The 23829-nt window shown below is 68.0% G+C and carries 27 protein-coding genes and 3 pseudogenes; 14 read left to right on the top strand and 16 right to left on the bottom strand.

Going from position 1 to position 23829, the window contains the following annotated elements:
- Positions 1–477: 477 nt before the first annotated feature.
- Together OG975_RS00975 and OG975_RS00970 are read right to left on the bottom strand one after the other, a co-directional pair.
- Positions 478–828, bottom strand: a complete 351-nt coding sequence (locus OG975_RS00975; RefSeq protein WP_406326697.1) for a VOC family protein — start codon at positions 826–828, stop codon at positions 478–480.
- A gap of 1991 nt (positions 829–2819) precedes the next feature.
- Positions 2820–3335, bottom strand: coding sequence for a hypothetical protein (locus tag OG975_RS00970; protein ID WP_406326696.1), 516 nt, complete (start codon positions 3333–3335; stop codon positions 2820–2822).
- A gap of 540 nt (positions 3336–3875) precedes the next feature.
- Between OG975_RS00970 and OG975_RS00965 the strand changes: the two genes are divergently transcribed.
- A protein-coding gene (locus OG975_RS00965) for an IS5 family transposase (protein WP_406326694.1) occupies positions 3876–4822 on the top strand; the annotation gives its coding sequence in 2 pieces (ribosomal slippage) (positions 3876–4307 and positions 4310–4822; 945 coding nt in all).
- Between the two features lie 69 nt (positions 4823–4891).
- Here the strand turns inward: OG975_RS00965 and OG975_RS00960 are convergent.
- The gene (locus OG975_RS00960) at positions 4892–5596 is read right to left on the bottom strand and encodes a GntR family transcriptional regulator (RefSeq protein WP_406326693.1); all 705 of its coding nucleotides are present in this window, start codon (positions 5594–5596) and stop codon (positions 4892–4894) included.
- Positions 5597–5752: 156 nt separating this feature from the next.
- On the opposite strand from OG975_RS00960, the gene OG975_RS00955 reads away from it, so the two are divergent.
- The 4 genes from OG975_RS00955 (at position 5753) to OG975_RS00940 (ending at position 7721) form a co-directional block, all read left to right on the top strand.
- Positions 5753–6286, top strand: a complete 534-nt coding sequence (locus OG975_RS00955) for a YbhB/YbcL family Raf kinase inhibitor-like protein (protein WP_406326692.1) — start codon at positions 5753–5755, stop codon at positions 6284–6286.
- 8 nt (positions 6287–6294) lie between these two features.
- Positions 6295–6987, top strand: a complete 693-nt coding sequence (locus OG975_RS00950) for a metal-dependent transcriptional regulator (protein WP_406326691.1) — start codon at positions 6295–6297, stop codon at positions 6985–6987.
- 148 nt (positions 6988–7135) lie between these two features.
- Positions 7136–7387, top strand: coding sequence for a hypothetical protein (locus OG975_RS00945; RefSeq protein WP_406326690.1), 252 nt, complete (start codon positions 7136–7138; stop codon positions 7385–7387).
- A gap of 82 nt (positions 7388–7469) precedes the next feature.
- Positions 7470–7721: a transposase gene (locus tag OG975_RS00940; RefSeq protein WP_406326689.1), complete on the top strand. Its 252-nt coding sequence runs from the start codon at positions 7470–7472 to the stop codon at positions 7719–7721.
- A 42-nt stretch (positions 7722–7763) separates the two neighbouring features.
- Here the strand turns inward: OG975_RS00940 and OG975_RS00935 are convergent, their stop codons facing one another.
- Complete coding sequence (locus tag OG975_RS00935; protein ID WP_406326687.1) at positions 7764–8159, bottom strand: hypothetical protein; 396 nt, start codon at positions 8157–8159, stop codon at positions 7764–7766.
- A gap of 336 nt (positions 8160–8495) precedes the next feature.
- The gene (locus OG975_RS00930) at positions 8496–9554 is read right to left on the bottom strand and encodes a VWA domain-containing protein (RefSeq protein WP_406326685.1); all 1059 of its coding nucleotides are present in this window, start codon (positions 9552–9554) and stop codon (positions 8496–8498) included.
- Positions 9555–9877: 323 nt separating this feature from the next.
- Here OG975_RS00930 and OG975_RS00925 point away from each other — a divergent pair, with 323 nt between their 5' ends.
- The 3 genes and pseudogenes from OG975_RS00925 to OG975_RS00915 all read left to right on the top strand — a co-directional run bounded on the left by OG975_RS00925 (position 9878) and on the right by OG975_RS00915 (position 10626).
- Positions 9878–10036: a hypothetical protein gene (locus tag OG975_RS00925; protein WP_406326683.1), complete on the top strand. Its 159-nt coding sequence runs from the start codon at positions 9878–9880 to the stop codon at positions 10034–10036.
- Between the two features lie 4 nt (positions 10037–10040).
- Positions 10041–10379: pseudogene (locus tag OG975_RS00920) on the top strand (hypothetical protein); the annotation flags it as partial.
- A gap of 28 nt (positions 10380–10407) precedes the next feature.
- On the top strand, positions 10408–10626 hold the full coding sequence (locus OG975_RS00915) for a hypothetical protein (RefSeq protein WP_406336777.1): 219 nt from the start codon (positions 10408–10410) through the stop codon (positions 10624–10626).
- A gap of 123 nt (positions 10627–10749) precedes the next feature.
- Here the strand turns inward: OG975_RS00915 and OG975_RS00910 are convergent, their stop codons facing one another.
- On the bottom strand, positions 10750–11175 hold the full coding sequence (locus OG975_RS00910; RefSeq protein WP_330301603.1) for a peptidase inhibitor family I36 protein: 426 nt from the start codon (positions 11173–11175) through the stop codon (positions 10750–10752).
- A 506-nt stretch (positions 11176–11681) separates the two neighbouring features.
- On the opposite strand from OG975_RS00910, the pseudogene OG975_RS00905 reads away from it, so the two are divergent.
- Positions 11682–11882, top strand: a pseudogene (locus OG975_RS00905) (ISKra4 family transposase); the annotation flags it as partial.
- 58 nt (positions 11883–11940) lie between these two features.
- Entirely contained in the window at positions 11941–12498 is a 558-nt protein-coding gene (locus OG975_RS00900) for a GNAT family N-acetyltransferase (protein WP_406326680.1), read from the top strand.
- Positions 12499–12617: 119 nt separating this feature from the next.
- Here OG975_RS00900 and OG975_RS00895 read toward each other — a convergent pair whose 3' ends face one another.
- From OG975_RS00895 to OG975_RS00880, 4 genes are all read right to left on the bottom strand, one after another.
- Entirely contained in the window at positions 12618–13025 is a 408-nt protein-coding gene (locus tag OG975_RS00895; RefSeq protein ID WP_406336103.1) for a hypothetical protein, read from the bottom strand.
- 516 nt (positions 13026–13541) lie between these two features.
- Positions 13542–14264 (bottom strand): DinB family protein, encoded by a 723-nt coding sequence (locus tag OG975_RS00890; protein ID WP_406326678.1) that lies wholly within the window; start codon positions 14262–14264, stop codon positions 13542–13544.
- Positions 14265–14459: 195 nt separating this feature from the next.
- Entirely contained in the window at positions 14460–15275 is an 816-nt protein-coding gene (hemC, locus tag OG975_RS00885; protein WP_406326676.1) for a hydroxymethylbilane synthase, read from the bottom strand.
- 24 nt (positions 15276–15299) lie between these two features.
- Positions 15300–15908 carry a hypothetical protein gene (locus OG975_RS00880; RefSeq protein WP_406326674.1) on the bottom strand — a complete coding sequence of 203 codons (609 nt, stop codon included), beginning with the start codon at positions 15906–15908 and terminating at the stop codon, positions 15300–15302.
- 428 nt (positions 15909–16336) lie between these two features.
- Here OG975_RS00880 and OG975_RS00875 point away from each other — a divergent pair, with 428 nt between their 5' ends.
- Together OG975_RS00875 and OG975_RS00870 are read left to right on the top strand one after the other, a co-directional pair.
- Positions 16337–16612 carry a hypothetical protein gene (locus OG975_RS00875; protein ID WP_384943202.1) on the top strand — a complete coding sequence of 92 codons (276 nt, stop codon included), beginning with the start codon at positions 16337–16339 and terminating at the stop codon, positions 16610–16612.
- 122 nt (positions 16613–16734) lie between these two features.
- Positions 16735–17415 carry a hypothetical protein gene (locus OG975_RS00870; RefSeq protein WP_385087029.1) on the top strand — a complete coding sequence of 227 codons (681 nt, stop codon included), beginning with the start codon at positions 16735–16737 and terminating at the stop codon, positions 17413–17415.
- Between the two features lie 10 nt (positions 17416–17425).
- Here OG975_RS00870 and OG975_RS00865 read toward each other — a convergent pair whose 3' ends face one another.
- Positions 17426–18400, bottom strand: a complete 975-nt coding sequence (locus OG975_RS00865) for a tyrosine-type recombinase/integrase (RefSeq protein ID WP_406326671.1) — start codon at positions 18398–18400, stop codon at positions 17426–17428.
- A gap of 12 nt (positions 18401–18412) precedes the next feature.
- Positions 18413–18691, bottom strand: a complete 279-nt coding sequence (locus OG975_RS00860; RefSeq protein WP_406326669.1) for a hypothetical protein — start codon at positions 18689–18691, stop codon at positions 18413–18415.
- 16 nt (positions 18692–18707) lie between these two features.
- Here OG975_RS00860 and OG975_RS00855 point away from each other — a divergent pair, with 16 nt between their 5' ends.
- On the top strand, positions 18708–18953 hold the full coding sequence (locus OG975_RS00855; RefSeq protein ID WP_406326667.1) for a matrixin family metalloprotease: 246 nt from the start codon (positions 18708–18710) through the stop codon (positions 18951–18953).
- A gap of 75 nt (positions 18954–19028) precedes the next feature.
- Positions 19029–19397, top strand: coding sequence for a DUF6281 family protein (locus OG975_RS00850; RefSeq protein ID WP_406326665.1), 369 nt, complete (start codon positions 19029–19031; stop codon positions 19395–19397).
- 819 nt (positions 19398–20216) lie between these two features.
- Here OG975_RS00850 and OG975_RS00845 read toward each other — a convergent pair.
- From OG975_RS00845 to OG975_RS00830, 4 genes and pseudogenes are all read right to left on the bottom strand, one after another.
- A pseudogene (locus OG975_RS00845) lies at positions 20217–20339 on the bottom strand (hypothetical protein); the annotation flags it as partial.
- Between the two features lie 105 nt (positions 20340–20444).
- Complete coding sequence (locus tag OG975_RS00840) at positions 20445–21998, bottom strand: alpha/beta hydrolase (RefSeq protein ID WP_406326663.1); 1554 nt, start codon at positions 21996–21998, stop codon at positions 20445–20447.
- Positions 21999–22131: 133 nt separating this feature from the next.
- On the bottom strand, positions 22132–22716 hold the full coding sequence (locus OG975_RS00835) for a hypothetical protein (RefSeq protein ID WP_406326661.1): 585 nt from the start codon (positions 22714–22716) through the stop codon (positions 22132–22134).
- Positions 22717–22868: 152 nt separating this feature from the next.
- On the bottom strand, positions 22869–23801 hold the full coding sequence (locus OG975_RS00830; protein ID WP_406326610.1) for a transposase family protein: 933 nt from the start codon (positions 23799–23801) through the stop codon (positions 22869–22871).
- Positions 23802–23829 lie beyond the last annotated feature (28 nt).

Genomic DNA, 23829 nt, shown 5'->3' with positions numbered 1-23829 from the left:
CATGGTCTCGGATTTCGTGTCGGAATTGTCGGTGTCGGATCCGACGTGGGGCTGAGATCCGCAGGTCGCTGCCCTGCCTCGTTTGAGTGAAGCCTTTGCGGGTGTGCTCCCGTCGGCGTGTCGGCGTGTCGGCGTGTCGGCGTGTCGGCGTGTCGGCGTGTCGGCGTGTCGGCGTGTCGGCGGGAGCGCCGTGCTGTTGAGAGCAGGCCTGTCCTGTCGCCTTGAAGCTGTCGGATTCTCGTGGCGTCATGTGCCGGGCGGCTGACCGGTGTCGTCGAAGTCGGTCGATCAGGGCGTTTTGACCTGTGGTGATTAGGCTCGGTGACATGACGTCCGAGTGTCGTGCGATGGGCCGGACTGTTCCGAACCGCTACGAACGTGATTCCCCTGCGGATGGCCTGCCTGTTGTGGCGGCGCCGTCGAAAAGGGCTCCGCGGTCACTTTGGGATTCGTCGGGCTGGGCTGAGTGCTGTGGGGTCACAGGCTGTGGGCGATGGGGTGCAGTGGTTCGTACAGCGGGAGTTCGGCGCCGCTGGGGAGCCGGATCGCAGTCAGTTTGCCCCAGCGCTGTTCGCTGATCGGGCGGGTGATCTCGACGCCCCGCGCGTGGAACTCGCCGAGCTGGGAATCAAGGTCGTCGCACATGAGGTAGAACTCGTGCTGGGGCGGGCCGTCGGTCGGGTGCACGGCGATCTCGGCCGGGGGCAGCTTGAAGATGAGCCAGCCGCCGCCCGCGTCGACGCCGGGAAAGTCGAGGACGTCGCGGATGAAGGCGCGGTCGGCCTCGGCGTCCTGGCTGTAGAGGATGACATGTGCACCGCTGATCATGGCTGGCTCCTGCCCGTTGACGTGCTGGCGGTCGTGTCCCCGGCATCCTGGCACGCTCGGATCCAGGAAGACCTTCGGCTGCGTTCGACGACACGACGATTGAGCGGGGGTGTCTTTTTCTTGGGTCTTCCACGATTTTCGTAGGCGTTGATCGCCTGAGTCCGGGTGTCGGTTGAGCATGATGCGCTGGCGGGGGAGTGCATGTCGGGCGCGGCCGTAGGTCTGGCGTTTATGCGGTTTGGTCTTGTTGTTGGCGCCTTCGGTCCGGCCGTTGTGGTGGGGCGGGGTCAGGGCGGCATCGAGGGCAGCGCCGTTCCGTTCGGGGCCGTTCGTGAAGGAGTGGAGGAAGGGCGGATCGGCCGCGCGGACGTCAGGGATCCAGCTGGTCAGGGCTTCATCATTGCCGTCGGCCGGGGCCGGCAGGTCGGCGAAGGTGGGGATCGGGGTCGCGAGGGCTGTCCTTTCCGGGCATGCACTGGCGACTTGGCCGAGCAGGGCGTGCTGGTCGGTGTCTTTTGTGTGTGGCGAAGCCGCGGGTGCTGCCGTGTCTCCGTCACGGCGGCAGCATGATCGGCTCGAGGGCCGTGCTGATGAGCTTGGCGTGCCGGAGCGTGCGGCGGGACGTCTTCGCGGAAGTGTGATGCTTCTGGGCGCAGTTGTGCGTGTGTCGGACCGGGTGAGGCGACGCGCTGTTCGAGTGATGTGATGCCCTGCTGCGTAGGGACGGGCCGGTGGGGACGCTGGTGGATCTCGTGCTCGCCCCGGAACACTTTGTCGGCTTGGACGGCACCCGGTTCGTCCTGTCCCGGTCCTTCCGCTTGGGCCCCCGGCTCGCTGAAGAGGTCAACCGATGCTTGGCTGTCGCCGTCGCCATGGTCCGCCTCACCGGCGGTGGTGGGCTTCGACGGCTGCTGCCGGGTGGATCGCGTGGTAGCCCATGGGGGTGTTGACGTCCGTGTGTCCGGCGAGGACCTGTGCGATGTGAGGTGGCGGCTCGCTGCGGATGGCTCGGTGATGATGATCCGCCGGAATCGTGGGGGCCGAAGTCCAGGGGGTGTCGGCCGGTGTCGGTCGGGCCGGTCGGGTCGAGGATCTTGTTGAGGCAGTTGCGTGGGAACTCGCGGGTCGTGTGGGAGGGTTCGCCGCTTCGGTCGTACTGGAACAGCGGCGGCATCGGTGGATTCCACGCGGGTTCGTTGTAGTCGAGGCGATGATCTGGGGGACGGCTCCGGCCCGCGACGCGCTCGCGCGGGCCTGCCGTGCCCGTGAACGGCCTGTCCCGGGCTGGGCGGCCGCCTGGTCGGTCGCTGGTGGGGGAGTGGCAAGAGAAGGTCCGGCGGTGGTTGGCGCCCCGTCTGAGCAGGTGCCACGGCACCGCCCCGTGCCTGGACGGCGTCCTGGCGGCCGTCGTGCGTGCGCACCACCCGCACGCCGGTGTCTTGCTCATCGCGCACGCTCACGACGTGGCGGCCCTCTGGCAGGAGGGGCAGACCCGCCACAGCACGGACCCGTGCTTCACCCGCTGTCTCGCCGTCGCCGCGATCGTCGCCGACGTCGGCGTTGCCACCGGCCGTGGTCTGCAGGGCCCTGGTGCACGACGTCGACGCAACACCCTGCCCTGCCCTGCGGGCCGTGTGGTCGTGTACTTCGGCCAGGACGTCGCTCAACTGGTGTCGGCCGTCCACGCCGCCGAACCCGGCGCGATCCCGTCGAGCGGTCTCACCTTTGAGGCCGCAGGGCCGGCTGCCCGGCCGACGCGTGAGGAGGCGGTGCTGGCCGTCCGCCTCGCCGGCCGGTTCCACAGCATGCGCGCCATCGCGTACGTGGCCGCGGCCGAGCAGTACCGCGAAGCCCGCGAAACCGTCGACGTCCTCGCACCTCTGGTCCGGGCGGCAGGCCTGAGCGACCTGAGCCTTGAACGGCACGGCCTTTCCGCGGCCGTCCTCCAGTCCATATTGCTCGGCGCGCCGAGGGATCGAGGTTCCTTCGTCTCATTCGCCGGGCGTGTTGTGTCGCAAGATCTCACGGGCCGACTTCTCCGCTCGCTCCGCGTTGGACATGAGGTGAGACTGCTTCCTGGGCCACCACGTCAGTTCCACGAGGAGGAACGCGACCACCAGCCACGACACCAGTGCGTCCCGGGTCGATCCCGTGAACGTGTCGCTCAGTGCGAGGGCCACAGACAGTGCGGTGAAGAGCAGGACCACCCATCGGAAAACTCGGTCTTGTTCCCGGGCTGTCCGCAGCGCGCTGCCGTAGTCGAGTACGGCGGGCGCCAGTCGGGCATCACCGATGCTCTCACCGCGTCGGGTAGCACGGACTACCGCCGTCCGGTCGGCGGAGTCCAGGTCTCTGGCTCCGGGCCAGGCCCGGTTCATCCGACGGGCCACCCTGATTCCGTAGAAGGGGCTGAGGAACAGGGCGGCCAGAGCCGCGCCTACCCACGATCCCGACTCGGCGAGCACGAATGCGCCGAAGAAGACTCCGGCCGCAAGGCCGATGCTCACGGCATGACGCACCGTACCGCCGCGCCATGCCCAGCCCGGGATCATCAACGCAGGATCATGCTGGCATGCATCGGTATGGGGGGCCAATCAGCCAGACCGGCACCGTCGGGCACACGGAGGGTCACGCGGGAATCTCCCCACAGCTGAGCGGGATTTCCACCCAGCGGGAGCCATGTCTCGGTAAGTCAATATGTTTCATTGGGTTAATTCTCTTTGGTGTGTGCCTGCGTTTTCTGCGGTGGGGGCTGGCGTCGGGCGGTCCTGGCGTCGGATGACGGGGGCGGGCGTGGGGATGCTGAGCGCGTGACACCGATGCCGGCGGCGGACGGTGCCGGTTGGGTGTCCAGGCGTGGCCGCGGGGCGGGGATGTGGCGGTCCTTTGGCCTCGATGAGGTCGTTGGAAGGCGTGCAGCCCTCGGCCTCGGCAAGCGCCTCGAACTCGTCGTGCGGTGGTTTGGGCGGGCGGAATCGCACTAGGCCGTTTCTGATGGCTCTTGGTGGGCTGGGTGGATCTCGTGGGTTGCCGGGCAGGACGCCCTTATGGTGCGGCGACACGAGCTCACGGACGCGCAGTGGCAGAAGATCGAGCCGCTCCTGCCCGGCAACGGCAAACCGGGCGGGCAGTGGGCGGATCATCGCAAGGTGATCAACGGGGTGTTGTTCCGGGCCCGGACCGGCGTGCCCTGGCCGGATCTGCCGGAGCGGTACGGCCCTTGGCAGACCGTCTACGAGCGGCATCGCCGCTGGTCGGCCGACGGCACCTGGCAGGCCGTCCTTGAGGAGTTGCAGATCGAGGCGGATGCCGGTGACCCGGACGGGGCGCTCGCCGGCCAGTTGGTCCGGCAGCAGGAGTGGGCCGTGAACATCGACTCGACCTCTTGCCGGGCGCATCAGCACGCGGCCGGGGCGCCCCGAAAGCCCCCGGCCGACTACCCGCAAAAGGGGGCGGGGCGCGTGAGGAGGCCGATGGGCGCGAGGCGTTGGGGCGCTCGCGGGGCGGGCTGACCAGCAAGGTTCATCTGCTCTCCGACGACCGGGCCCGCCCGCTGCACTGGCTGACCTCGCCCGGCCAGCGGGGTGACTGCCCGATGTTCGTCCCGGTGCTGAACGGCTTACGGATCCGGCGCCGCGGACCAGGGCGCCCGCGCAGCCGGCCGGACCGGGTGCGCGGCGACAAGGCGTACTCCAGCCGCGACAACCGCGCCTACCTGCGACGGCGTGGCATCAAGGCCACGATCGCGCAGCCCGATGACCAGCGGGCCCACCGCAGGCACCGCGGACGCTCCGGCGGCCGGCCCCCGGCCTTCGACAAGGCTCAGTACCGTCAACGCAACGCGGTCGAGCGGTGCGTGAACAAGTGGAAGCAGTTCCGCGCGGTGGCCACCCGGTATGACAAGCGCGACTACATCTTCAACGGCACTCTGGCAGCCACGGCGATCGTCATCTGGCTCCGCGACACCGTCCAAGAGCCATCAGAAACGGCCTAGCGCCGGCGACGTCCACAGCTCCGGTGTCGGTGATCAGGTGCAGATCTGCGGCCGGGTCTGCGAGGCGTATCAGGCTTCCTTCGCGGGTTCACGGTGGGTGCAGCCGGTCAGTCCGGCCGCGGTCTGGGTGAGGTGCTGGGTCAGTACCTCGGCCGCGGTGTCGGCGTCGCGGGCCAGCGCCGCCTCCTCCAGCCGGCGGTGCTCACCGACGTGGTCCCGGTCGGGGAGCTGGTGCGCCGACCAGCGGCGAGCCAGTTCGCTCGCGGTCCACGTCCGGTCGAAGGTCTCCAGCAGGACGGGGTTGCCGCAGCCCTCCAGCAGGGTGCGGTGGAAGACCCGGTGGGCTTCGGACCATGCGCCGCTGTAGTACTCGCCCTCCTCCGGCACGTACGCCTGGGTGCGGAGCAGACGGTGGTGGGCCGCTCGTACGCGGGCCTCCCAGTCGACGTCCCCGCGCTCGATGGACATCCGCAGCACGACCGGTTCGATGGCCCGGCGAGCCTCCGCGATCTCCTGCCAGCGACGGTCGGAGAAGGCCGGGACGGCGAAGCCACGGTTGGGCAGCCGGTCGGCGAGACCCTCGCCGACCACCCGCACGAGAGCCTCACGCACGACGGCCAGGCTCACGCCCTGTTCCTTGGCGAGGTCCTGCGGCTTGAGGGCGTCACCGGGGGCGTAGTCCCCGCGCATGATCGCGTCCCGCAGGCGTGCGTAGACCTGCTCGGAGAGCATCTGCTTCCCCGGTGAGGTCAAGGTGTGGGCCGTCTGAGTCATGCCCCCAGCATAGACGATCCAGCGAATAATCGATTATTAGTGTTATCGTCGATCCAGCGGCCGATGAAAGGCGGTCGCGGTGCCTCTACACGACGCCGTGGGCCCCGGCGGCCGCATCACCGCCACCCCACAGCACGGCCTGAAAGGAACGACGCGATGAGCGCCAACGACCCCTTCGCCCGCCTCCCCGAGGCGGCCTCCTTCACCGTTACCAGCACCACCGTCACCGACGGCGCCGCCTGGTCGCCCGAGCAGTACTCCTCTGGCGTCCCCGGCGGGAAGGACGTCTCCCCGCAGCTGTCCTGGAGCGGCGCCCCGGAAGGCACCAAGAGCTACGCCGTCACCGTCTACGACCCCGACGCCCCCACCGGCTCCGGGTTCTGGCACTGGGCGGTCGCCGACATCCCCGCCACCGTCACCGAGCTGCCCGAGGGCGCCGGCGACGACACCGGCTCGGGCCTGCCCGAGGGCGCCTTCCAACTGCCCAACGACGCCCGCGCAGCCCGCTTCATCGGCGCCGCACCGCCGGCCGGGTACGGCCCGCACCGCTACTTCGTCGTGGTGCACGCCCTCGATGCCGAGTCCATCGGCGTCCCGGCCGACGCCACCCCTGCCGTCCTCGGCTTCACCATGGCCGGCCACATCCTCGGCCGCGCGGTCCTGACCGCCACCGCCGAAACCCCCGCCTGACGAACAGCATGTCCCCAATCATCGACACCACCGAGAGGTATCTCCGTACGATCCTGGAGCTCGAGGAGGAAGGCGTGGTCCCCCTGCGCGCCCGCATCGCCGAGCGCCTGGACCAGAGCGGCCCCACCGTCAGCCAGACCGTCGCCCGCATGGAGCGCATCGGTCTGCTGCACGTCGCCGCCGACCGGCACCTGGAGCTGACGCAGGAGGGACGACGGATCGCCACGCGCGTGATGCGCAGGCACCGGCTCGCGGAGTGCCTGCTAGTCGACGTGATCGGGCTGGAGTGGGAGCAGGCCCACGCCGAAGCCTGCCGCTGGGAGCACGTGCTGAGCGAGGCCGTCGAACGCCGCGTCCTCGAGCTGCTGCGGCACCCGACCACGTCGCCCTACGGCAACCCGATCCCGGGCCTGGAGGAACTCGGCGGGAAGAGCACCCTGGATCCGTTCCCCGGCGAGAGCATGGTCAGCCTCAGCGACCTTGAGCCCGGGCCGAACGGCGCGAGCGCGGTCGTACGGCGCATCAGGGAGCTGATCCAGACCGACCCCCAACTGATGTACACCCTGCGGCACGCCGGGGTGCAGCCCGGCGCGGTCGTGAAGGTGACGTCCTCGCCCGGCAGCGTGATGGTCAGCAGCGGCGGGGAGACCGCAGAACTCCCCACGCAGGCCGCCGCACACGTCTTCGTGGCCAAGCGCTGAGCCCAGCCGGGCGCCGGCCCATGCCGTAAGGCCCCTGGCAGGCAAGAGGATGGCCCTCGACCACGATCGTGGTCGAGGGCCATATGCGTACGAGAGCGCTCACCGCTGCACCCGCGCCCAGACTCTGCAGGAGCTGCTGGCTCCGGCCATGCACCGCACCACTGTCCTGGATGACTACAAGCCCTGCCTCTACCGGCAGTTCGCCGCCGGCCGCCGCAACGCTTCCCAGCTTTTCGGGGAGATTCGTGATCAGGGCTACCGCGGCATCCTCAACACGGCTGGCCGCTGCGTGCACCTGCGGAAGAAGGGCCTGGTCCCCGCGCCTTCGGCCCGCCCGGTTCCGCAGCCCCGCAGAGCGTCCGGACGGATCATGACCGATCCGGTGCGTGCTGCGGCCTGAGCAGTCTCTCGGGCTGAAAGAAATGCAGGCAGCTTGCCTTGGGTCGGAGGCCGCTGTTCGGCACGTCCGCAGTTTCGGTGCCATGATGCACGGTCTGCGTGGGGACCGGCTGCCTCGGTGGATCGAGGCTGTCTGTCAGGGCGGCCTGCCGGCACGGCAACAGTATGCCGGGGGACTTCTGCACGACCGCGACGCCGTCGTCGCCGGCCTGACCTCGACATGGAGCTCAGGCCAGGTCGAGGGGCGCGACACCAGAGCGAAGCTGATCAAGCGGATGGGCTACGGCCGCGCCGACTTCGATCTCCTCCGTAGACGCATTCTGACCAGGGCCTGACTGGTTCCCTCCCGTGATGAGCGACAGAGCCGATGAACGTGCTCAGTCATAGATGTGCTGAGGCGGAACGCGGTGTGGCAGTGGCAGACGCCATTCGCCCAGCCGGGCGACGAGGATCCGGCGGGCCAGAATTCGTACCTCACTCCAGGCCGTGTCGGCAGTCAGTGCATCGGCCCACCGGCCGGGGCGACCGCGGACGTCCATCTCGCTGAAGAACCGGTCGATGGACTTGAGGTCCTGGAGGGCTTGGGGTTCGAGAGTTCCCCGCTCCGCCATCCCTTCGGCCAGATGCAGGATGAACGCGGCGTCGTTGGCGACGGCGGCAGTCCTCACTTGGTGCTCGCTGGCCCAGGCCAGCTGATCAGAAGGATCAGCAGCAAGGATGGCCAGCAACCTCGCTATCCAGCGCTGCCAGTAGTCGTTGTCGTCGAGGCTCATGCGAGCAGGGTCGCACTGGACCAGTTCAGCCCACCAGCCTGGACTGGTTCAGCCCACCGGCCTGGGCACGTTCATCGGCTCCGTCACGTGATCAGCGACAGAGCCGCCGAACGTGCCCAATGTGCCTGCCGCTTTGGGCTGGTGCGGTCGCCGGGGCCACCCACTTCGTCAGGATGCGGTACAGGCGCCGCCGTCAATGTCTTCTGTGAACAAACCCGCGGCCTTCGCGCCGGCCTGTGCCGCCGGTGACCGCACGGGGCGACATCTGTTGCTCATGGCGGAGCTGAGTTATAGGAGCGGACTGCTCCCGGGCCACCCGCTCTTCGCTCCTTGATTTCAGAGCATGATGAGCAGACGGGTGTTCGGCTTGAGCTTCCTGTTCACCGAACGACTCTGTACGTACACCTCCAACTTGGGGTTGTTCCCCGCCTTCACGGAGACGGTCCCCTGGATTCCGGTACCGAACAGAAGGCTGCGCGCCGCGTCGCCCGTGTAGGCGCGGTCGGTGTCTTTCTCGACCACGATGACTTCCTTGTTCTGCTGCACCTGAGCCCGGGCGCCCAGCTGGTAATAGCACGAACCACGTTCGTACGTCACGCCCGGATGTGAGTTGACGAAGGGTCGGATCTCGACTTCCTTGTCGACTTTCAGGATCCGGTACTTGTCGGCCGGAATCGGTTCGAGGTTCGCCCGCACCTCGTCAACCGATATGTCCTGGCCGACGGCGAAGAGGTTCTTCGTGCCGCGCACCCCCTGCTCCCGCCCGCGGAGGAAGCTGGTGGCGGCAGCGCGCACGGTGCCGATCGCCTCCTCGACGCCCTTCTGGGAATCCGCATCCCAGATGGCGATGTTCCCGGCCGGGAAACCGTAGTTCTGGGCGGTCCGCTTGGCCAGGGAGTTCGGAACGAGGATCGCAGAAGTCCAGTGGCCCAAAAGCCCGTTCATCTTCGCCGTGATCCTGTCGAGCCAGGGGCCGAGGATGGCCATGTCGCCGTCGTGCCGCCGGTCGCCGCCGGACGCGTTCTCCTCGCCGTCCGTCACCACGATCTGGAGGAAGCTGTGCTCGCCGTATTCCTCCCAGATATGCTCCAGGTCGTCCAGAGACTTCAGAGAAGCCTCAATGAGGGCCGTAGCGCCATTGTTGACCCGATAAAGCCCCCGCATGGACGGCAGATGCTTCACATCCATGTCCCAGACCAGGTTCTCCACCTTGTGGTCGAAGGAATAAAGACTGATCCGGGTCTCGTGGCCGAGGCTGTCCGATTCAGCCTTCAGCCCCGCCACGAACTCGTCCACAACGCGAATGAGTTGACTCTGGTGCGGACGCATGGAACCCGAACAGTCCACTACCAGCGCGACGTGATTCACCTTGTGCTGGATCTTGTTTGCGGACATGTTTCTGCTCCCCCTCCGAGGATCCCCGAGTGATGTGTTCACTCTATGGGGAGGCACTGACAACGGCGTTTGACGCTCAATCACCTGCCTTCATCCAGTGCTGTGTCCGGTATCCGAGAGACGCCCCGCGATCGTCCACGGCGGCTCACCGGAAGCGGACCCTCGCGCAGCTTCCTCACCGTCCGGCCAGAGCGTACGGAAGACCACCAGCGCCTCCCGGACGACACTGCTCAGTTGGCACAGGAGGCAGACCACCTCGCCTACATGCGCTACTGGGTCGCCGAGCACCACAACATGCCCACTCGGCCGCGACCGTTCCGGGGGTGATCATCCCGTATCTGGCGGCCGGCACAGAGCAGCTCCGGTTCGGCTCGGGCGGGGTGATGCTTCCCCACCACGCCGCGCTCTCCATCGCCGAACAGGTCTCGCTGCCGGAAGCGCCTAGCGGGGATTCCATGGCGAAGGCACGGTGCGGTTCATGAGCCGGTGGCACGGCGTCCTTGTCACGCACGCCGGCGAGGAAGGCGCCGTCACGGTGGACTTCCCGGCCGCGCCCTGCACGAAAGACCCGTTCCGCAGGGGCTGTCCGGGGCGCCGGGAATCGCGCCCGGGGCCGCCTTCCGTTGCGGAGGGCTCGGTGATCTGCTGACGATCCTGCCCGGCGAGGCCGCCGTCCGGGCCGTGACTCCCGGCCCGGGCGCGGTGGCAGCCCTGACGAACCGCCAGGGCCTGCGCGGCATCGTCACCGCTGCAGCGGACGGGACCGGCCCGCACCACGACTTCGTCTCCCGCTTCTCCGCGCCCACTAGAGGCATCCTGGAGGACCCGGCCACGGGCAGCGCCCACACATTCCTTGCCCCGTACTGGCCAGCGCGACATGGCCGGCCGCAACATGCTCACCGGCCTCCAGACATCCGCGCGCACCGGCCTGGTCCGCACCGCCGTACACGGAGACCGCGTCCACCTCACCGGCCATGCCGTCACCGTGCCGGATGACACCCTGCACACCCACCGCCGACGGGCAGATCATGTGCGCGGACGGTGGCCGCAGCCCTCTGCACACAGGCCCTGACCGGCAGCATCACGATCTACGGCCGGAGTACTGGCGCCGCTCCACAGGTCCCGGACGTTGCTCCCGACCCCGACCCCGACCCCGACCCCGACCCCGACCCCGACCCCGAAACCCCGACTTCGGTCAGCAGTTGTACGCGTACCAGACCGGTGAGAAGTTGTAGCTGGAGTATCCGTGGATCGTCCCGTTCACCTCGCGGCCCGGAATGCTGCCGATGACGGTGAAGGTGCTGTTCTTGAACGCGGCGACCGTTCCCACCGTCTGGTTGTTCCACGCTGATCCGTAGCCGTTCCACTGGGCCAGCCGGTAGTCCCCGCAGACGTAGAGGTCGAAGCGGGTTCCCTTGAAGTTCGGCTGGGTGTAGAGGCAGAGCCGTCCGTAGGCGCAGTCGCCGCCATCGCCCCGTGCCGGCACGCCGTCCACTCCTTCGACGGTCGCCTGCGCATTGTCGCTCCCGCCCGCCGGCGCGGACCAGGCAGGATCGGCGAGAGCGCCGGTGGCCAGCGCCACGGATGCCATGACGAGTGCCGCGCTCTTGCGGAATCCCATGATGATGCCCCTTTCGTTCGCCCACTGTTCGATCCGCACGATCGTCGCCCCGCGCATACAGCCCAGACCAACACTTCGAGGAGGATCGAAGGGCACCGGGCGTGCTCCGGCGTTTCCCGGCCACACCGGCCCGCCGGCACCGCTGACAGTCATGCGGACAGCCTGTGCGGTGAGCGCCCCGGCGGCCTCGCCCCGGCCCGGCGGTCGTGCAGGTTCTGCAGGTCTTTGAGAGAACGCCGCCGGCTACGGTGGGCCGACGGCCCGTGGGAGGGTCTGCTCCAGCAGGACCAGGCCACGGCGGACGCCGCAGGCGGGATCGATCGGGAGACCACGGTGAACTCGACCGTCGTGCGGGTGCATCAGCATGCGGCCGCCCGCACTGCTCCGCCGCCGGCTCCTGCGCCAAAGGAGGCAGACGACGCCGGTCACCGGACCGAAACCGCGTGACAGCGCGACCGCGAGCCTGCCCGTCTGGTGGAGGCGAGGGCCTGAGCCGGTCGCGCGGCGGGTTCACAAGGCATCTGATCGCCGACCGCCTCGATATCAGCGGGGCCCGCTGGGGACGCGACGGCGCCGAGGCCGTCCTGAAACTCCGCGCCGTCACCGCCAACGGCGACCTTTCAACGTACTGGCAGTACCACCTCACGCAGGAACACGGAGGCCTCTACCCGTCCTGCGACCAGGGAAGATACGCCCTCACCGCCTGATTCATACCGCACTTCGCCGAGCATGGACACGAGACGCCGCGTCTTGATCCAATAGGGGATGACCTCATTCTGGAACGGCAAACGGATACGTCTGCGCGGTATCGAGCCTGACGACTGGACGGCGTTCATGCAGTTCGCCGAGGACGAGGAGCGGATGGGTGACCTGCTGAATCCGCCCCGATCCGCAGAGAGCTTCCGTGGCTGGGCGAAGGAACAGGCCACCTCCAAGTCCGACGGCGACTGCTTCGGGTTGGCCATCGAATCCGTCGAAACAGGGGAAGTGGTCGGTGCTGTCGGCTCGCACCATGCCGACCCACGGATGGGCTGGTTCGAGTACGGCGTCACGATCGGCGCTGAGCACCGCCGCAAAGGCTATGCGGCAGAAGCCGTCGTGCTGCTGTTGCGCTTCATGTTCGCCGAGCGGCGCTATCACAAGTGCGAAGCACGGATCTTCGCCCACAACGCGGCATCGCTGGAGCTTCATCGACGGCTCGGGTTCGTCGAGGAAGGCCGCCTGCGCGACCACGTCTTCCTCGCTGGCCACCACCGCGACCTCCTCATGATGGGCATGCTCGCCGACGAGTTCGCCCAACTGCACTCGATAGACGGCCTTTAAGCAGGAGCGCGGACGACATCACAGCCCGTCCGCTCAGGTCCCTACAGGAGAGCTACACCCAACCCCGCCTCCCCCAAGCGGCGGTTGCATGAACCAGCCCACGGGCAGGTCGGTTCAGGTCAACACCTTGTGTCGTCTGTCCACGCCGAGATTTGCGCGGCACCCCGCCGGGCAGCTTCTTCCTGGTCCTGGGCGAGCTTCCCGCAGGCCGCTGCGACATCCGGCACACCGTCCGGTCCCGCGAGCGCGTCATGCACCCCGGTCTGCAGCCAGTCAGCCTGGTTGCCGTCAGCTTCGACAACCGCGAGAGCGATGAGCCTCACGGCGGCCGCCGTCCCCTCTCGGGCCAGGGCCTCTGCCGTCTGTCGCGTCACCGCAGTGTCCTCGACATCCAGCAGCAGCCCCACCAGCACTTCGGCAGCTTCAGGAACATCAGCGAAGGAAGCAAGGTCACGCCCAGCGCGAGCACGTTGCGTCCACGAAGGAGACGACGCCTCAGCCAAGGCCGCCTCCAACCCACCCATCATCTCTGGCACGACCAGACAGTCTCATGCCCCGCGAAGAAGATCGAAGCTTGGGCCAGACCTGACTACACGCGTGACGAAGAACGATTGAGGCACCCCGCCCCGACAGCCCTGACCGTGAACCCGGTCGGAAGGCGCTCCGACCGAAGTGGACCCCACGGCCGGCGGCAGCCACCGCCACGCCATCGCGCCCCGGGCAGCCAACACCTCAGCCACCGAACGCGGATGAGCAGACGTCAGCCAGCCGCAGGCATCCAGGCCTACCGGCGCCTACCGGCGCCGAGCGGGGCCTGGCGGCCAGCGGCAGCTGGCGCCGTCGGGTGCCGCGGCCGTGGTGACGGACCCGCAGGCCGGCGGGCAGTAAACGCAGGGCGGAGCGGGACACGCCGGTGCCGGAGGGGCGGACCAGTACACGAGCCGTCAGCCCGACCGGCAGGCCCACACGGCAGGTGACAGACCGTTCACCGGCGTGTGGACCGAAATCGCCCGCCGTGGAACACCCTCGCGGCGCGGCCGGGCCTATCCGTCGGTGGTGAAGCGGGCCCTCCACAGGTCGCGGAGCAACGCGATCTCGGCCATGTGGTGGATGAATTCGAGGCTGGTCGACGACAGCACGCCGACGTACGGATAGTCGCGGTCGTTGCTGTACGGGTACTGCGAGAAGCCGACCGTGTCGAGCTGCTTCTCGGTGACGGTGGCGACGCTCTCGCGCCAGCGGTCGATCACCGCCCAGAACCGGTCGAGAGTCAAGGCGGCGGAGGGGGCGAAGTCGACCATCAGCTTCGGATCCTGCCGCCGCTCGCCGAAGGTCCACTCCCATGCGCCCGCGAACTGGAAGTGCAGGTGTCCCAGCCGCCACGCGATGGTCGTGATCGGCGTCGCGTCGGGCTCCGGGGCGCCGGTGCGGGCGAGGATCTGCTCGACCCGCTCGACACTCACGCTCCAGTCATCGGCGATCTTGGCGACGGTCATGCCGTCGGCGGCTTGCCGGGCCACCTCGGCGTACTCGCTTGCCGGGATGTCCGCGGCGCCCAGGTCGAGCACCCACTCACCCGGCCCGAACGCCCTGGGCGTCACCGCCTCGCCCCGGCGCCGGATGGACCAGCAACCGGGCACCGGCTCCCACAGGTACTCCTCGTCGCCGAGCCCCGTCAGCCGCACCTGGGCCATTTCCCTGGCGTGGTCGAACTGGCCGAGCAGCAAGCCCAAACGGTCGGTCCGCGCGCCCTCGGTCTTTTCCATACTTGACCCCCTTCGTCGTCGCCTCTCGTACCTCACTGCGCTCAGGCGGAAGGTAACGGCTCACCTCGCGGTGCGCGACCGATTTCCCCGCCCACAAAGCGGTGCGGCACCACCCGCATCACCGCACTCGGTCAGACCGTCCTCACCCTCCACGTGACCTGCTCAAGCTGAGGGTTGGAAAGGGGATCAGCCCCGTTAGTGAGGGATCCCCTCGATGATGTCGCGGGCGCCCTGGCGGAGCAGCTCTGAACAGACGCGGGAGCCGATCACGGCCGGGTCGTTGAGGCGCTCGCCCCAGATATGGGCGTGGACGAATGTGGAGCCGTCGCGCGAGAACACCATGCCGCGGAGGTTGAGCTGTCCGTCGGGGTCGGTGACGCAGTATCCGGCGATCGGGCTGTTGCAGTGTCCGCGAAGCCCGTGCAGCATGACCCGCTCGGCGGTTGCCTCGGCCTGCGTGCGCTCGTGGTTGAGGCGGACCAGGAGCTTGGTCGTCTCGGTGTCGGCCTGGCGGCACTCCAGGGCGAGGGTTCCGGCACCGACTGCGGGGAGGATCTCGTCGACGCTGAACACCTGCCGGGCCCGGTCCTTCAGGCCGAGGCGCTCCAGGCCGGATGCGGCGAGCACCATGGCGCCGAGCCTGGTGTCCGTCGGCTTCTTGCCGTCGAGCTTGTCGATGCGGGTGCCGACGGTGCCGAGTACGCGGACGACCTGAAGATCTGGCCGGACGCAGTTGATCTGTGCCTTGCGGCGCGCGGACGAGGAGCCGATCAGCGCGCCGGGCGGGAGGTCGTCGAGTGTCTTCACGTCGGAGCCCTCGGGGACGACCAGAACGTCGTGCACGTCGCCGCGCGGCGGCATTGCGGCGAACACGAGGCCCCTGGGCAGTGGAATGTCGCCGGGCACGTCCTTGAGGCAGTGGATCGCCATGTCGATGTCGCCCCGCTGCAGCTGCTCGTCGATGGCCTTGATGAACAGGCCCTTCCCGCCGAGTTGCGCGAGGGCAGGCACCGAGCACCCGCTGGCTTCGAGTTTTTACTCCACAGTGAGCCGTCGCCGGCCCTGCGGGGTGAAGGTGAACGTCTGGCGGAAGGGCCCCGTTCCGAAGCGCACTGCAAGCAGGAGGGGTTCTTCGTGCTCAGGTGGCCATGATTGCTCGGCTCCCGGAGTGCTGCCGTTCCAGAGATGGAAGGACACCATCGGTTCCTCCGGGTTCTCAGTCAGGTAGCCGAGGGTCTTGCCGTAGTAGGGGTTCTTGCCGCCGAACAGCATGGACGGGGTGCCGAACTCGTCGACAACGTCCGTCCACACGCGGTCCTCGCCTGCCCACTGGCGGACCGCACCCTGCAGGACTGCGTGTTCGTCAGAGTCCAGTACGCGGTCGGGCTTGAGCCAGCCGCGGCGGTGCGCGAACTCGGCATACACCGAGGCAATGCCGTACTCGTAATAGCGCTCCGGGATCAGATCGCGGAACACGCCCGCGACGCCGGTGCTGGACCAGGCGCCGCGCTCTTCCCAGACGCGCTGTTGCTCGGCCAAAGCCTCGGGCTGGCACTCCGTGAACAGCAAGTGGTCCATCAGCATGCGCAAGGCCAGCTCCGACTCCTTCCCAAACATTCCGGGACGTCGCAGGGCGAGATTCAACTGATCAATGAGATACGCACGTATCTCATCAGAGGCTGCAAGCGATCTGGAAGTAGGCACCCCACAGTCTCCCGCAGATGCCACCGGATCGCGGTCATGGGCCGGCGCCCGGCCTTTCTCCACCTGAGCCGGATCCAGGTCCGTCGGCCACTACCCGTTCTCCGCTGTGGCAACCGGCCCCTTTCACGCAGCAGAGTCCCCTTCGAGCCCCTGAGTTCGCGCTACGGAGCCTTCAGATTTCCTGAACCCACGGAAGATCGGGTTCACCGCGTTCTACTGCGAGCCGGGACTGCGCGGGGCCCACGAGAAGGGCGGGGTGGAGGGCCAGGTCGGCTACTTCCGCCGCAACTACCTCACCCCCGTCCCTTCTCTGAACTTGCGGGTTGGGGCCCCTCGACCGCCTTCAGGACCTCGATAGAGTCGGAGTGATGACTGGGAACCGAGGCCGTTGGCCGAAGATCGATGAGGAGCGCGGCGTCGAGGACGTGACACTCCTGATCCTGGAGTGGCTGGGCGAACAGGGTGTGAGCGCCATGATCAGGATGGACGCCGAAAGGCTGGCTGACAACGCGCCGGCCTGGACGTTCGCCGCCAGCGGCGGGCCGTTGGCGCATGGGATGCGAGCTGACGGGAGGACTGTCCAGCAGTGCGTGTCCGTCGCTCTGGCTCGTCTGCGCGACGCTGGTCTGTCCGTTCCATTTTGATCTTCCGCCGCCGTTTGGCTTCGGCCACGATTCTCTCTTCGTTGCTTCGGCCGTTCCTATGGCTGGTTGGACCCGCCTTCTCGGAGCTGTCCAGGTTGAGACCTGGCAGTAGCGTCATGCTGGTGAATCTCAACCTCTTCAACGATGTGCCCGATGGCCTGACTCAACGAGCTCGATCGTTCGTCCGCGCGCACGGCGTCAAGGTTGACGTCGGGACCGTGGAGGAACACAGACAGTGGTGGCTTGAGAGAGACATCCCCGCGACCGTCATCGACCGGATGGCGGCCTTTCAAGAGCGATGGGGCGGCCTGGTCCTGCCACCTGCATCCGAGTACGACGGCGGCCCGAGATACTTCGCAGCGGATTCTCCCGAAGGCTCCGCGTCCGAAGGGTGGTGGTTCGAAGCAGGTATGCAGCGGACAGCGGTTCCCTACTCATTCATGATCGGGCCATCTGGTGAGTTTGGTATTCACGCTGGTCAGTGGTTGCCCCTCCATGCCACCGTCGAGGGCTGGGTCGAGTCGCTCGCACTGACCCACCACGCCTCCATGTGGGCAAAGAAGATCGTCAAGGTCACTGGCGACGAGGTCGACGGCATTGTGCTGGATGAGTTCGAGCCAGTGCACGAAGTGCTGGGGATGGCCGACACCTGGTGGCGAGGAGCCGACTCACTGGTGGCGATCTATTCAGGGGAGGCCGAGGCACTGTCTTTCCCGCGTGGTCGCACTGCGTTGATCTACTCCGGTCTGGATGAGTGGGGCCTGCGAGCAGGCGTCAAGGACGGTGGCAGCCGAGAAGGCTAGAAGCCCGTGACTACCCCTGATTTCGGGTGATGTGACGTCCCGCGACGTCGGGGAAGGTCGGCATGCCGAGGTGGATGGCGGCGGCGCGTTGGGTGATGAGGTTGTCGAGCTGGGCGAGTTTGGCGTTGGCCGAGGCGAGGCTGACCTTGAGCCCTTCTGCCTCGCCGGCCCAGCCCTCGCGTTCGGCCTCCGCGATCCGGTCGATGAGGTTGTCGCGGATGTCCACCAGTCGCGGCCGCTGGGCCGGGGCGGCCCGCAGAAGTGGGCATCGGATGCAGCTGTGCTCGTGGATGCAGCTGGTGCCGTAGGCTCGGCCGCAGTCGCCGAGAGCGACCTTGCGGTGTTCGAAGTGGCCGAGGAACTCCTCCCACTCCTCCTCGGTGGGGCTGCGGTATTCCTCGCTGGGCCGCAGGTCCCGGCGGCGGGTGATGAACGCCCGGTGTCCGTTGATGACTTCCTCGGGATAGACCGCCTTGTATCCCATGGTCGTGTTGATGTCGCGATGTCCGGGGATCAGCTGGGCGATGTGGGGCGGCATGCCGTTCATGACGGCGTCGGTCGTGCAGATTCTTCGGAAGTCGTGCGGAGCGAAGTGCAGCGGCCTGCCGGTCGCGTCGGTGAACCCGGTGGCGGCGAGTGCATCCTGGAGAAGGGTGCGGATGCCGTCGATGGGGATCGGCCGGTCCTCGAGTCCGATCTTGCGCTGGAACAGCAGCGGCATGGGCGGGTTCCAGACCTTCTCGTGGTGGTCGTAGGCGATCACGAGCGGGACGCCGCCATCGTCGGCGCGGACGCGGCAGATGATCGCTGAGAGCACGTCGGCGAGTTCCGGGGAGACGACCAGGAGTCGTTCTTCGTCGGTCTTGGACGGGGCGATCTGCAGCAGCGGGACGAGCTCGCCCGTGCTCGGCAGCCGGTATTGGACCAGGCTGTGGTGCGAGATCTCGCTCAGTTCCTCGATCCGGATGCCGGTCATGCGCAACACTTCGACTGCGGCTCAGCCCCAGAAGGAGTTGCTCTCCTCCCTCGCCAGGTTCCGGCGCCGACCGGTTGCGGGTTCTTCGGCCCAGAGGTGAGGCGAATGCCTCTTGAGGATCGCACGCCGCAGCGTCAGTCCGCCGGCGGTGAACAGCTCGCCGGAGCAGACGTGTTCGGCGGCAGCCAGGCGAGCCGCCGCGGCTTTGCGGTTCCGGTCAACCGCTTCGAGCAGGGCCGGGAGGACGGGAAGTCGCTCGCGGGTGCGCTGGTCCATGCGGGCCTTCTGCCGAGACTTCATCTTGCGGTGCTGGACGTTGCGCGAGGCCGACGTCCGCTTCAACACCTACGATCACGACTTCACGGACAAGCCGACCAGTAGCTGCTCGAACAAATTCGATATCCGTTCCGTCGGTACTCATGAGGCCGGTCACGTCTTCGGACTCAAGGACATTGCCGGGGCGCACGACAACCTCACCATGTACGAGAGCTCGATCAGGTGCTCGACGAGGGCCAGGACCCTCGGCAAGGGTGATGTCCTCGGCCTCCGCAGTATCTACTGAGCCGGAGCAGACGCTCCAAGAGGAGGCGTACCGATGAAAGCTGTACTCCCGGTGGGCAGGAGCGGAACCGCGTGGATGCTGCTGGCGGCGGCCACCATTGCGGTGTCGGTCGCCTGCACGTCGTCGAGCGAGGGCGGCGAATCCGCGTCGTCCTGTGTGTTCCTGATCAAGTACGAGAACCGTACGTACTCGGACGTGGCCAACGTGGACTTCACGGTTGGGGACAAGCTCGGTGGTGCTACTCGTCCGCCGTGTGACGACACACCGAACGATGACGGCGACGGCAGGACTACGGCGGCCTCGACGACTGCCTATGCGGTCGAGGGGCTGGATCCCGGCATCGCCATCGCGGTGGGAGATACACCCGATGAAGCTGTCTTCGTCGCCGTCGACTCCGACAAGGGGCTGCCTCCCGAGGTCAAGAAACTGATTGACGGCTCTTGACACCGAGTGCGGGGCTCCGCCCCGTAGGTGGCGCCCCGCACCGGTCCGGGCCTGAACTTGAGCTGGGCTCCAGAACTTCCAGCGTTTGGTTGTGTGTTGGTGGTCCAGGGAAAGACATCCCGGTTCCTGCGGGGAAATACAGGTGCAGGGCCCGCCCGGCGCTCAAATATGGCCCCCATCCCGCAGCATGCGGGGTTGGGGGTCGTGCGTTGTACTCCGACGGCGCTGTGCCGGGGGAGGCCCGTGCGCCTTCGCACCCCACCCGCCCGGTGTGCTGCCGCAGTGGTGGGCAGCATCTGCTCAGCTGCTGCCCACGTGTGAGGGGCCGTCATGAAGTCGCGCCTGCGCGTCGCGTTGCCCGTGCTGGTCGCCGTGTTGTTGCTGGCGGGCTGTTCGTCGGACCCGATCGGCGGCTCGGCCGCGTCCTCGAGCGGGACACCGGCGGCGGGAGCGTCCGCCACGGGCGCCCAGGGCGGGAGTTCGGGGCGGATTGCGGTGGGGGCGGGTCCGCAGGCCAAGTACACCGTCCAGCAGCAGCCTCCGGCGGGCAGTTGCCACTACCGGTGTGAGCTGGGGGAGCCGTTGGAGGACCTGGCGTGCACGCCGGGCGCGATCTCCCCGGCGGTCACGCAGGCGAATCTGACGTCGACGATCTGCCGCAAGGGCGGCTACACCTCCGGCATCCGGCCGTCCACGTCCATCACGGGCAGGGAGAAGGAGCTGAACGCCGCCTCCTACGGCTTCAGCGGCAGCATGCGGGATGCCGATGCTGGTAAGTCCGGCTATCAGAACCTGCGGAATGACCTGCGGTTGAGGTCGTCAGTTACCACGTGGGGCGTACATGATCACGGCCATTCCTGTGAGGCAGACGAGGGCTCCGATGACGTCGAAGCGATCGGGGCGCTATCCGTCGGCGATCATGCCCCAGGCGATCGACCCGGCACCCACCCGAAGGCGGTCTCGGACCGGGCGGTGTGGTGGTGCACGCCCGGGGCCCCTGCGAGCGAACCGGTGTGCTGACGGCCGCCCGGCGGATCCGTACGGGCCTCAGGACATGCTGCCCCGGCACACCGTCCCCGGGGCCGGGGTGCGGCCCGTGCGGAGGTATTGGTCGACCGTCTCCATGACGCAGCGGTTCTGCGGGTATGTGCCGTGGCCCTCCTCCTCGGCCGTCAGGAGCACGCCGACACCGTCGCCCAGGGCGCGGGCCATGTGGCGGGCGCCAGGGTAGGGGGTGATCGGGTCACCGGTGCCGCCGACCACCAGGACGGGGGCCGCGCCGTCGGCGTTCACCTGGGGCGTGGCGCGCTCCCCGTCGAACGGCCAGTCGTAACAGAGGTAGACGCCGGTGGACCAGGCCGCGCCGAAGACGGGTGAGGCGGCTTTGACGCGGGCCTTGTCCCTGTCGAGGCGTTCGAAGCCGGGGCGCAGGCTGGAGTCCGCGCAGGTGATCGCGGTCAGGGCGGCGCGGCTGCTGTCGCGCGGGGTCGCCGCGCGGTCGGCGGAGCCGATGTCGTCCGCGCCCTTGCTCAGCGGACGGCCGTCGTTGTGGTCGATCAGCGCGGTGAGGGCCTTGGCGAGCGGCGACCAGCCGTCCGTGCCGAGGCGGAGATGGTCGCTGACGGCGAACGCGAGGTGGTCGGCGTCGAGGTTCCTTCCGGCGCCGGCCGGGGCGGGGTTCTTCTTCAGGCGGTCGGCCAGGCGCGCCATGCGTCGCGCGGCCTCCTCGGGCCCGTCGCCGGTCGGGCAGTGGCGGATACGGGCCGCGCAGTGCGCGGCGAACCGGTCGAACGCCGCCTGGACCGCCTTGACCTCCGACACCTGCTCCTCGTCGAGGTCCTCGGTCGGATCGACGGACGCTTCGAGGACGAGCCGTCCGACGTGCGACGGGTACAGGTGGGCGTAGACCGCGCCGAGCGCCGTTCCGTACGAGACGCCGAAGTAGTGCAGCCGCTCGTCGCCGAGGAGGTAGCGCATCAGGTCGAGGTCGCGCGCGGTGCGCGTGGTGCCGATGTACGGGAGGAGCGCCCCGGAGTGCTCGGCGCAGGCGTCGGCCCCGTCGTAGCCGGTGTCGTCCGCGGTCTTCCCGCAGCGCACGGGGATGGTCGCGCCGACGCCGCGTGGGTCGAAGGAGACCAGGTCGTAGCGGTCGAGGAGCGGCTCGTACTGGTTGAGGCGTTCGGGCAGTCCGCTCACGCCGGACACGCCGGGGCCGCCGAAGTTGAGGACGAGCGAGCCGATGCGCCGGGCGTTCGGGCCGGTGGCCTTGCGGCGGATCAGGGCGACGTCGATCGTCCTGCCGTCCGATTTCCGGTAGTCGAGGGGGGCCTTCATGGTGGCGCAGTCGTAGCCCGTGTGCGCGGTGGGCGGCGAGGTGCAGCGGGACCAGTGGAGGCGCTGGCCGGTGGTGAGCGCGGTGGGCAGACCGGCGGGCGGGTTGTTCGCGGTGAACTCCGTACGCGGCTCCGCACTCCGGCCGGGAGCGTCGTGCCGGAGCCAGGCGCCGACGGCCCCGATCGCGGCGAGGACGACCACCGCGATGATGCGCGCACCGACCGAGAGGCCCGGTCTGCGGCTTCGTATCGGATGTGCGTCACTCATCGAAATCCCCGCGCTCCCGCCCCTGGACGCCCGCCCCGTGCCCGCATGCCCGGACCCGTGATCGTCCGATCGTCGAATGAGTGCAGGGTACAAGCCGCCTCCGACAGCACGGCTCGCGAGAGTGCCCAGAAATTTATACCGCCCCGTGCTCCCGGCTGTCCTGACGGCCGTAGCGCTCCCTATCCCGCGCCACCCCTTCGGCACTCACCGATGACTGGATGGTGTACACATCTCCGATACGGTCGTCGCCGCGCCGACGCTGTCGCCATTCTTCGTGAGCCCGGAACACCATGACGGACACCTGTGAAGCAGGCTGCCAGTGCCGTGTGAAGGTCGGAGCATTCACGTCCGGGGCGTCTTCCAGGGGTAAACCCTGCTTCCCCAGCAGCCGCTCCAGTTTGTCGAACCGGAGGTGGCGGTCGAAGCGCCCGTACCGGTCGCGAATTGCCCTGTTGACGATGCTGCCGCCCCAGTACGACAGCCGATGCACCTGCAAGGTGAAGTGGCGCCCCTCCCAAGGATGGTCCGGTGTTTTCCGAATCCAGAAGAACTCAGCCATTCCGTAGTCGCGCCACATGCTGTGGTCGTCAAGGGAGTTCTCGGCGAAATCGGAACCCAGCATCGCGGTCACCCGGTCGGGACTGTCCGTCGGATTGGCACCGAGCACCGTTCCGGAGGCGACCACGTCCATGTAGAACGCAAGGGAATGCGGAGTCAACTGGTCTTCCTTGACGGGGCGCCGGGTATCAGAAGCGACGGCCTCAGCATATGCGACCGGGGACGCCACGAAGATCCGCCGGACAGGCCCTAGCTAACGAGCTCGTGCATGGTTGGCGGTGAGACGTCCAGGACTTCGGAGGGGCCCGGGGGTCACATCTGCCGTGCCGATGTCAGGTCTGCGGTCTGCTGATGGGACAGCAGGCCGGCGATGGCCTGCACCGTGTCGCTCATGTGCTCGCGGCGGCCGAGGTGGCGTGCGAGTGCCCGCCAGTTCTTGAGATGTGCGATGCCGTGCTCGACCCGGATACGGCGTGAGGAATGCGCCTTGCGCTGGCGCTCGTACATCTCCTCGTACCAGTCCGGGGCGTTCTTCTTGAACTTGCGGTGCGGTGGTGTCACGACGCGTCCGCCGGTCTGTGCGCCCAGTCCCTGGTAGCCGGCATCGGCGAGGATCTCGACCGCGGGCCCGCCGGCCAGGAGCGTGACCAGCCCCAGCTGGCGGGCGTGGGTGATGTCCGCGCAACTCCCGGGCCTGGTCGGGCTGCACCACAGCACGCGTCCTTCGCCGTCCGTGACCACCATGGATTTGACGGCGTTCTGCTTGTTCTTGCCAGAGATGAACTTGTCCCGGTCCTTACGCCCTTGGGCCGGCCGCCGGACCCGGATCTCGGTGCCGTCGATGATGCCGGTCCTGCCGGTCGCGCCGAGATGGTCGACGACTTCCGCCAGAGTCCGCAGCCGTACGTCGGGGCTGATGGTGCATCCTCGCTCGGCGAGCAGGGGCCGCACCTCACCGACGGCTCGGGTGATGGTGGAGCGGTCCACGCCAAACCAGCAGGCCAGCACGTCGTGGGTGGCCCCGTGACGGAGATGAACGAGAGTGGCCAGCAGTCGGTCGATGAACACCAGCCGGTGCTTCGCGCCAGCACCCATGGCCCGCTTGCGCGGCCGGGAGGCAAGTCTGGCCTGGTGGCGCTCATGCCACAACGGCCCCGCTTCGGCGACGAGTTCAGCGATCACGTCGGCCGTCAGGCCCGTGATCCGCCGGTTGCTGATGACCAGTGCACGAGTTGAGTTCCCCACCACGCAACCATGATCAACGATCGAGGAC

The organism is Streptomyces sp. NBC_00203 (genome assembly GCF_045206325.1).
Classification (GTDB): domain Bacteria; phylum Actinomycetota; class Actinomycetes; order Streptomycetales; family Streptomycetaceae; genus Streptomyces; species Streptomyces lutosisoli.
This window is presented reverse-complemented; position numbering and strand designations above follow the sequence as displayed.